The sequence below is a fragment of the Bradyrhizobium sp. genome (assembly GCF_016462955.1).
In the GTDB taxonomy this organism is placed as follows: domain Bacteria; phylum Pseudomonadota; class Alphaproteobacteria; order Rhizobiales; family Xanthobacteraceae; genus Bradyrhizobium.
In genome coordinates this window covers 1-8,687 of sequence record NZ_JAEMSD010000293.1, presented here as the reverse complement: position 1 = coordinate 8,687, position 8,687 = coordinate 1, and the positions used below count along the sequence as shown (strand labels likewise).

Below are 8,687 nucleotides of genomic sequence, written 5' to 3'. Positions count from 1 at the left end.
GATCCCGATCGTGCCGACGGTGCACTACAACATGGGCGGCATCCCCACGAACTATCACGGCGAGGTGCTGACCAAGAAGGACGGCGACGACAACGCGGTGATCCCCGGCCTGATGGCGATCGGCGAAGCCGCCTGCGTCTCCGTGCACGGCGCCAATCGCCTCGGCTCCAACTCGCTGATCGACCTCGTCGTGTTCGGCCGCGCCGCCGCGCTCCGCCTCGCCGAGAAGCTGACGCCGAACGGCAAGCAGCCGGAACTGCCGGCGAACTCGGCCGAGATGGCGCTCGGCCGCCTCGACCATTACCGCTACGCGTCCGGCGGCACGCCGACCGCAAAGCTGCGGGAAGGCATGCAGAATGTGATGCAGACCAATTGCGCGGTGTTCCGCACCGGCGAAGTGCTCAGCGAAGGCCAGAACCTGATCGCGAAGGTCCATAGCGGCATCACCGATATCGGCGTGTCCGACCGCTCGCTGGTCTGGAATTCCGATCTGGTCGAGACGCTGGAATTCGACAACCTGATCTCGCAGGCGGTGGTGACGATGAACTCGGCTGCCAACCGCACCGAGAGCCGCGGCGCCCATGCCCGCGAGGACTTTTCCGAGCGCGACGACAAGAACTGGATGAAACACACGCTGGCCTGGCTGGACGATGCCGGCAAGGTCAAGATCGAGTACCGCCCGGTTCACAACTACACCATGACCAACGACGTGCAGTACATCCCGCCGAAGGCGCGCGTGTATTGATCATTGCTGTCATTGCCGGGCTCGACCCGGCGATCCATCCCTTTAGAGATGGATGCGCGGGTTAAGCCCGCGCATGACGGGAGAAACCAGAGGCAGGACTTATGGTTGAATTCGCACTTCCGAAGAACTCCAAGATCACCGGCGGCAAGACCTGGCCGAAGCCCGCGGGCGCGACAGAGGTTCGCGAGTTCAAGGTCTATCGCTGGAATCCGGACGACGGCAAGAATCCGAGCGTCGACACCTATTACGTCGACACCAATGATTGCGGCCCGATGGTGCTGGACGGCCTGATCTGGATCAAGAACCACATCGACCCGTCGCTGACCTTCCGCCGCTCCTGCCGCGAAGGCGTCTGCGGCTCCTGCGCCATGAACATCGACGGCCAGAACACGCTGGCCTGCACCAAGTCGATGCACGAGGTGAAGGACGGCGCGGTCAAGGTCAACCCGCTGCCACACCAGCCGGTGGTGAAGGACCTCGTCCCCGACCTCACCAATTTCTACGCGCAATACGCTTCCGTCGAGCCCTGGCTGAAGACGACCTCACCGACGCCGCAGAAGGAATGGCGCCAGAGCCACGAGGACCGCGAGAAGCTCGACGGCCTCTACGAGTGCATCCTCTGCGCCTGCTGCTCGACGTCCTGCCCGAGCTATTGGTGGAACAGCGAGCGCTACCTCGGCCCCGCCGCGCTGCTCCAGGCCAACCGCTGGGTGTCGGACTCGCGCGACGAGGCCACCGGCGAACGCCTCGACGATCTCGAGGATCCGTTCCGGCTCTATCGCTGCCACACCATCATGAACTGCGCCAAGGCGTGCCCCAAGGGCCTCAATCCTGCCGAAGCCATCGCCGAGCTCAAGCTCAAGATGGTCGAGCGCCAGATCTGACGCGCGGTGTTGCGTGACACGAGCAACGTGTCACGCCGTGCCCTGCTTATGCCCGGCGGCGAGCTTGTTGGCGGACCGGGCGGGCGCGCTTGGCTTAGAAGCCCCGTGCTCGACCGCCCGGCGCAATTGGCGGTCGGTCACGCGCAACTTGATCTCGTCCGAAGCAAGCGCGGCGAGATTGGCAAGGATTTGCTTCTGGGTGTCGTCGAGCGTGCGGGGCCTTGTGTCGATCACGCAGAGCGACCCAAGCGTGAAGCCGTCGGGATCCACCACCGGGCACCCAGCGTAGAACCGAAATCCGAGTTCGCCCAATACGGCCGGATTCTCGGCGAAGCGCGGGTCGGTGGCGAGGTTCTCGGCCACCATGATGTCCTGCTGCAGAATGGTATAGTTGCAGAACGCCCAGCCGCGCGGCGTATCGGCCATGTCGAGCCCGTAGCGCGACTTGAACCATTGGCGGGTCGGGGTGAGCAGCGTCAGCAGTGCGACGGGAGCGTCGAGGCTGCGCGCCGCCAGCCAGGTCAGACGATCGAAGGCATCCTCCGGCGGCGTGTCGACGAGGCCTGAGCGTTCGAGCGCCACGAGGCGCTGGCCCTCATTGGCCGGAAACGGAAAAGATGGCGGTGTCTCGAACGGAAGGGGGAGCTCGACGGCGCCCCGAATCGCGTCCTCGACCGCCTCGGGCAGCGCGGCCAATCCATCGATGAACCGCGTCGTGCCGATGTCTGCCGAAGAGCGGCCGACAACCAGAATCTGCGTGCTTCCAAGCGCCGGATCAGAGCGCAAGCTGTCCAGCAGCGCTGAAGTGCCGGCGTCTGGTGGTCCGGCTTCGACGACAATTGCCGCCGGAAGCCGGGAGCCGATCGCAAGCAGCGCCGCATAGACGTCGGTGTACCGCTCGACGACGCAATATTCGATCCTGGCGAGCGCCGCTGCGTAGTCGTCGACGCGTTCGGGACGCGCAAGCACGATCACCCGCGCAGAAGCAGTCATCGGCTGCGCCGGGCCGGTGATCTGCGCGAGCACGTCGCGGCGGTAGACGCGTCGATGCCCCCCCGGAGTTTTCCAGGAGGGGATCGTCCCGCCTTCGATCAGCAGCTGCGCGGTGCGGATCGAGACCCCCAAGATCTTGGCAGCCTCCGCCGTCGTCAGGATGTCCTTGTCCATCGAGCCCATCTTTGCCCCCGGCTCGCTGGCCGGGCCTATCCCCGCCTCACAATGTCGTGCTCCCGCCCCCGTTGACAAGGGGCGTGGCAGTCTATTTTGATAGATTTGATGATAATGATAGATTTGATAAATCTGATAGGGTGGCTGCGCGCTGTTTGGCAGATGCGCAGCGCCCATCCCTATCCCTTCGGAAGGAGCAAGCCACTGGCTAACCGCCCAGACCCCAATCCTCACCGTGAAACCAGGCAGCCGCCCACGCCAACGCGGCACCGTGCCTCGGTCAAGCAGCCCCCGACACGTCAGCTGCGCCAACGGCGCGATCCGTGACTCGCCCGTTCCGGCCAGCGTGACGGCCCGTCGACCCTCTCTCCTCTCTCCCCGGCGTTCGCCCGGAGCTCATTCCGGCAGCGCCCAATTGCCTGGAGCAATCTCATGAACAACGTTCTGCCTTCCGATCTTCCGGAGTTTGCCGATCGCGCTACTGCCAATCAGCGCCAGCTCAACGAGACCCTGCGCGGCACCTACGACTTCATCGTCTGCGGTGCCGGCAGCTCGGGTTCCGTCGTTGCCCGCCGCCTCGCCGAAAACCCCTCCGTCACAGTCCTCTTGATCGAAGCGGGAGGGAGCGACGAGGTGCCGACCGTCATGGATCCGGCGGCGTGGCCCGGCAACCTCGGCAGTGCGACCGATTGGGGCTTTGTCGCCGAACCCAATCCGCATCTGAACGGTCGCGCGCTTCCGATGTCGATGGGCAAGGTCGTCGGCGGCGGCTCGAGCATCAACGTGATGCTGTGGGCGCGCGGTCACCGCAGCGACTGGGACTTCTTCGCAGAGGAAGCAGGGGATCAATCCTGGGGCTACGATGCGGTCTCGAAAATCTTCAGGGAGATCGAGAACTGGCAGGGCAGGCCCGATCCACGCCATCGCGGTACCGGGGGCCCCGTCTTCGTGCAGCCGTCACCGGATCCCGGGCCGGCCGCATTGGCGATGCTGGCTGCGGCGAAGGAGATGGGGATTCCAACCTTTGACAGCCCCAACGGCGAGATGATGGAGGGCGAAGGAGGCTGCGCCATCACGGACATCATCGTCCGTAATGGCAGGCGCAACTCCATCTTCCGCGCCTATACCCATCCTTTCCTCGATCGGCCTAATCTCACCCTACTGACCGGCACGCAGGTCTCCCGCGTCCTGCTCGAGCGCGGGAAGGCCGTCGGCGTCGAGGCGGTCCGTGACGGCAGGACATTGCGGATCGACGCATCCCGAGAGGTCGTGCTTGCGCTCGGGGCGATCCAGACACCGTCCGTGCTGATGCGCTCCGGCATCGGCGACGAGAACGAACTCCGACCGCTTGATATACCCGTGGTCCAGCACCTGCCCGGTGTCGGGCAGAATCTGCAGGATCACGTCTCGTTCGGATGCATTTGGGAGTACCGCGAGCCGATCGCGCCGCGCAACACCGGCAACGGGGCGACGCTCTATTGGAAATCTGATGCTGCACTCACGACTCCCGACCTGCTGTTCTGCCAGGTCGAGTTTCCCGTGCCGAGCCCCGAGACGGCAGGCCGCGCGCCCGCCCATGGCTGGACGATGTTCGCCGGCCTCGCCTTGCCGAAGAGCCGGGGCAGGGTGAGGCTCCGAAGCGCCGAGCCGCTCGCGACGCCGCGAATCGAAGCCAACATGCTGTCCCATCCTGATGATGTGAAGACGGCGATCGCCTGCGTCGATGTTTGCCGAGCGCTCGGCAATACCCGCGCCTTCGAGCCGCTGGTGGCGTGCGAGTCGATGCCTGGACCTCTCGGTGGCGCCGAGATGGAACGCTTCGTGCGCGAGTCCGCGGTCACCTATTGGCACCAGACATGCTCGGCGAAGATGGGACGCGACGCGATGTCCGTGGTCGATAGCAAGCTCAGGGTCTACGGCATCGACCGGCTCCGCATCGCCGACGGATCGGTGATGCCGCGGATCACCACGGGGAACACGATGGCTCCCTGCGTCATCATCGGAGAGAAGGCGGCACGCGCGCTGCGCGACGAGCACGATATCTGACCGCCAGTCTCCACGAACGGCGGCTTGTAGCCGCCTCACCTCACGTGCCCCCCTCGCACAACTCTGCGAGGGTTGGCCACGCTCCGGGCCGGCTGGACGTTCCGCGCGTGAATCATTGATCTACAACCATAGATTATAGTGATAATCGGCTTCCTTCCTTGCGCGAAACTCGGCTAAGCTGGCCGTCTGGGTCAGGAGCGACTGTGCAGAGGGCGCAACGCAACTCGCTGAGGCTGTTGCAGTGGATGATGGCGGCATCCCTGGCGCTGCCGATTGCGCTGTTCGCCGTTGCCGCCGCGATCTCCTACACATCGACCAACGACACTGCCAACCGCGAGATCGAGCGCACGGTCGCCGTCGCGCATGAGCACGCGCTCAAAGTGTTCGAGACCATCGACCGCAGCCTTGCCGAGCTCAATGAGGTCGTGCGCGGTCTATCCGACGACGACATCCGGGCTCGGGAGCCAGAGCTGCATCGCCGCCTGAAGCGTCTGACCGACTCGCTGCCGCAGCTCAAATCGGCCTGGATCTTCGACGCCGACGGACAGGCCCTCGTCAACAGCATCGTTTCGCCGCCACCTGCGGTGGGCTTCGGCGACCGCGATTACTTCTATGCCCACGTCGACCAGAGCATCGGCAGTTTCATCGGCACAGCCCTGTCGCCGCGTCCCCCCTATCAGGGGGCCCGCTTCTTCGGCGTCAGCCGCCGCCGCGAGTCCGACGACGGCCGCTTCATCGGCGTGATCCAGGCCTCGGTGCTCCCGGAATATTTCGAGAGTTTCTACGCCAGGATCGGGTCCGAGCCCGGCAGCTTCTTCGCGATGGGACGCACCGACGGCGCGATGCTCACGCATTTTCCCCGGCTCGACCGCGATCTTCGGCTCGATCCGGCCGGACCTGTTGGCCAGAAAATCGCGGCTCAACCCCAGCACGGCCTCATCACCATCGTCTGGCCCTCCGATGGCATAGAGCGCCGCATCGGCTACCGGCGCGTCGCCGAATATCCAATCTATGTCAGCGCCGGGCTCGAGACCTCGGCGATCCGGTCGCGATGGCTCGTCACCATTGGCCAGCATCTGGTGTTCGGTGTTCCCGCGACCGCGCTGCTGTTCTTGTTGCTGGCGTTGGCCTTGCGGCGCACCCGGCACCTTCAGGCGGAAGCTGCAAAGCGACGCGAGGCCGAGGAGGCGCTCAAGCACAGCCAGCGCCTGGAAGCGCTCGGGCAACTCACCGGCGGCGTCGCGCACGACTTCAACAACCTCCTGACGGTGATCCGCGCTTCAGTCGACCTCTTGAACCGTCCGCAGCTGACGGAGGAACGGCGGCAGCGCTACATCACCGCCATCGCGGATTCGGTGGCACGCGCGGCCAGGCTGACCTCGCAGCTGCTGGCCTTCGCGCGGCGACAGACGCTGAAGCCTGAGGTGTTCGATGTCGGGGCGCGGATGCAGTCGCTGCACGACATGCTCGCCACGCTGCTGGGCCCCGCGATCGAGATCGTCATGCAGCTGCCGTCCGAGCCGTGCCTCGTCAATGCCGATGCCAGCCAGTTCGAGACGGCGCTGATCAACATGGCGACCAATGCGCGCGATGCCATGCAGGGCAAGGGCAGCATCGTCTTCAGGGTCGAGGCGACCGCGACCGTCTCGGACGCGCCGGCACCTCCGGCCGGCGCGAGCGGAGCAAGCTACGGCTTCGTCCGCGTGACCGTCAGCGACACCGGCATCGGCATTCCCGCCGCGCGACTCGGGCGCATCTTCGAGCCATTCTTTACCACCAAGCAGGTCGGTCAGGGCACCGGTCTCGGCCTGTCCCAGGTGTTCGGCTTCGCCCGGCAGTCAGGAGGAGAAGTGACCGTGACGAGCGAGGTGGGGCACGGCAGCACCTTCTCGCTCTATCTGCCGCGCGTGCCGCCGGACCAGCTGCCGCAGCGCCAGGCGCCGAACACGGCGCCAGCGGTGACCGGCAGCGGCATGTCCGTGCTGGTGGTCGAGGACAATATCGAGCTGGCCAATTTCGCCGCCGACGGTCTCACCGAACTCGGCTACAGCATCACGCTGGTCGACAATGCCACTGATGCGCTCGCCGAACTCGTCGTGGACGCAGACCGCTTCGACGTCGTGTTCTCGGACGTGGTGATGCCCGGAATGACCGGGCTCGATCTGGCCCGGGAGGTCCATGATCGCGGCATCGACGTGCCCGTCGTGCTGACCACCGGCTACAGCCATGCCCTGTCACAGGAGGGTGCGGCCGGCTTCGATCTCGTGCAAAAGCCCTACTCGATCGAGGAGCTATCACGTATCCTGCACCGGGCCGCCCGGCTGCGCCGTGTGCGCGATGGTGCCGCCGAGTAAGCTTCGCGGAACCCACGGGAACCGGCTGAGTTCCATTGGCGTTGTGAGCCCATGCACAAGCCGGCCGCAACGAACGAACCGGGCAACAAGCCGCCCATAGTCAAAATCAAAGGTGAGAACGGCGACGAAGTGGCACCGCCGCCGCCCGAGCTGGTCGAGCCGGGCCCCGAGCTCTCGCCCGAGGAGGCCGAGCAGGTCCGCAAGGACTATCTGCTGACCCGTTTCTGGATCAGCGCGCGCGGTTGCTGGGGCCGTAATGGCGATCGGCTCGCCTGGCCGTTCTCGATCGGTCTCGGCGTGCTGATCGTGCTGACCGTCGGCTTCCAATACGGCATCAACGTCTGGAACCGGGCGATCTTCGACGCCATCGAGAAGCGCGACGCGGCGAGCGTCTTCCATCTTACGGGCGTGTTCTTCCCGCTCGCGATCGGCAGCATCGTGCTCGCAGTAGCGCAGGTGTTCGCGCGGATGGGTATCCAGCGGCGTTGGCGCGCCTCGCTCACTGCGAGCGTGCTGACGCGTTGGCTCAAGAACGGACGTTATTACCAGCTCAATCTCGTCGGCGGCGACCACAAGAATCCGGAGTACCGGATCGCCGAGGATCTGCGGATCGCGACAGACTCCCCGGTCGATTTCATCGCCGGCGTCACGTCCGCGATGCTGTCGGCCATAACCTTCATCGTCGTGCTCTGGACCATCGGCGGTGCGCTCACCGTTACGCTCGGCGGTTCCTCCATTACCATCCCCGGCTTCCTGGTGATCGCCGCGATCCTGTACGCCGCGATCGCCTCCGGCTCGATCCTGGTGATCGGCCGGCGCTTCGTGCAGGTTTCCGAGGACAAGAACCAGGCCGAGGCGGATTTCCGCTACACGCTGACGCGCGTGCGCGAGAACGGCGAGAGCATCGCCCTGCTCGGCGGCGAAGAGGAGGAGCGCGACGGTATCGACCGCAACTTCACGAACGTGCTGCGGCAATGGGCGCGGCTCGCCGGCCAGCACATGCGTACCACGCTGGTGTCGCAGGGATCGAGCCTCGTCGCACCCGTGGTGCCGCTTCTGCTCTGCGCGCCCAAATTTCTCGACGGCTCCATGACGCTCGGGCAGGTGATGCAGGCGGCCTCCGCCTTCACCATCGTGCAGAGCGCGTTCGGCTGGCTGGTCGACAATTACCCGCGGCTCGCGGACTGGAATGCCTGTGCCCGCCGCATCGCCTCGCTGATGATGTCGCTCGACGGCCTCGAACGCGCCGAGCAGGGCGATGGTCTCGGCCGTATCAAGCGCGGCGAGACCGGCAACGACGCCATGCTGGAGATGAAGGATCTCTCGGTGACGCTCGACGACGGCACCGCCGTGGTCGGCGAAACCGAGGTGGTGATCGAGCCCGGCGAGCGTCTGCTGGTCGCCGGCGAATCCGGTACCGGCAAGAGCACGCTGGTGCGCGCCATCGCCGGGCTCTGGCCCTGGGGCGGCGGCAGCGTCAACTTCCATGCC

At 65.5% G+C, this 8,687-nt stretch carries 6 protein-coding genes; 5 read left to right on the top strand and 1 reads right to left on the bottom strand.

Annotated features, from left to right (window positions below; all coding sequences use genetic code 11):
* Together JHD07_RS25255 and JHD07_RS25250 are read left to right on the top strand one after the other, a co-directional pair.
* Positions 1 to 745: FAD-binding protein (locus tag JHD07_RS25255; protein ID WP_291626978.1), on the top strand; the 745-nt coding region annotated here is incomplete at its 5' end.
* 101 nt (positions 746 to 846) lie between these two features.
* A complete protein-coding gene (locus tag JHD07_RS25250; RefSeq protein ID WP_291626976.1) occupies positions 847 to 1,629 on the top strand; it encodes a succinate dehydrogenase iron-sulfur subunit in 783 nt (260 codons plus the stop codon).
* 30 nt (positions 1,630 to 1,659) lie between these two features.
* On the opposite strand, the gene JHD07_RS25245 is transcribed toward JHD07_RS25250, so the two are convergent.
* Positions 1,660 to 2,973 (bottom strand): GAF domain-containing protein, encoded by a 1,314-nt coding sequence (locus JHD07_RS25245; RefSeq protein WP_291626974.1) that lies wholly within the window; start codon positions 2,971 to 2,973, stop codon positions 1,660 to 1,662.
* A gap of 255 nt (positions 2,974 to 3,228) precedes the next feature.
* Between JHD07_RS25245 and JHD07_RS25240 the strand changes: the two genes are divergently transcribed.
* From JHD07_RS25240 to JHD07_RS25230, 3 genes are all read left to right on the top strand, one after another.
* Positions 3,229 to 4,842, top strand: a complete 1,614-nt coding sequence (locus JHD07_RS25240) for a GMC family oxidoreductase N-terminal domain-containing protein (RefSeq protein WP_291626972.1) — start codon at positions 3,229 to 3,231, stop codon at positions 4,840 to 4,842.
* Between the two features lie 203 nt (positions 4,843 to 5,045).
* A complete protein-coding gene (locus JHD07_RS25235) occupies positions 5,046 to 7,196 on the top strand; it encodes a hybrid sensor histidine kinase/response regulator (RefSeq protein ID WP_291626971.1) in 2,151 nt (716 codons plus the stop codon).
* Positions 7,197 to 7,247: 51 nt separating this feature from the next.
* Positions 7,248 to 8,687 (top strand): ABC transporter ATP-binding protein/permease (locus tag JHD07_RS25230; RefSeq protein WP_291626969.1); only part of this gene is annotated, 1,440 nt, incomplete at its 3' end.

Coding starts and splice junctions, on each gene's coding strand:
- JHD07_RS25250 (WP_291626976.1), top strand. CDS start 847: ATGGTTGAATTCGCACTTCCGAAGAACTCCAAGATCACCGGCGGCAAG.
- JHD07_RS25245 (WP_291626974.1), bottom strand. CDS start 2,973: ATGGGCGCTGCGCATCTGCCAAACAGCGCGCAGCCACCCTATCAGATT.
- JHD07_RS25240 (WP_291626972.1), top strand. CDS start 3,229: ATGAACAACGTTCTGCCTTCCGATCTTCCGGAGTTTGCCGATCGCGCT.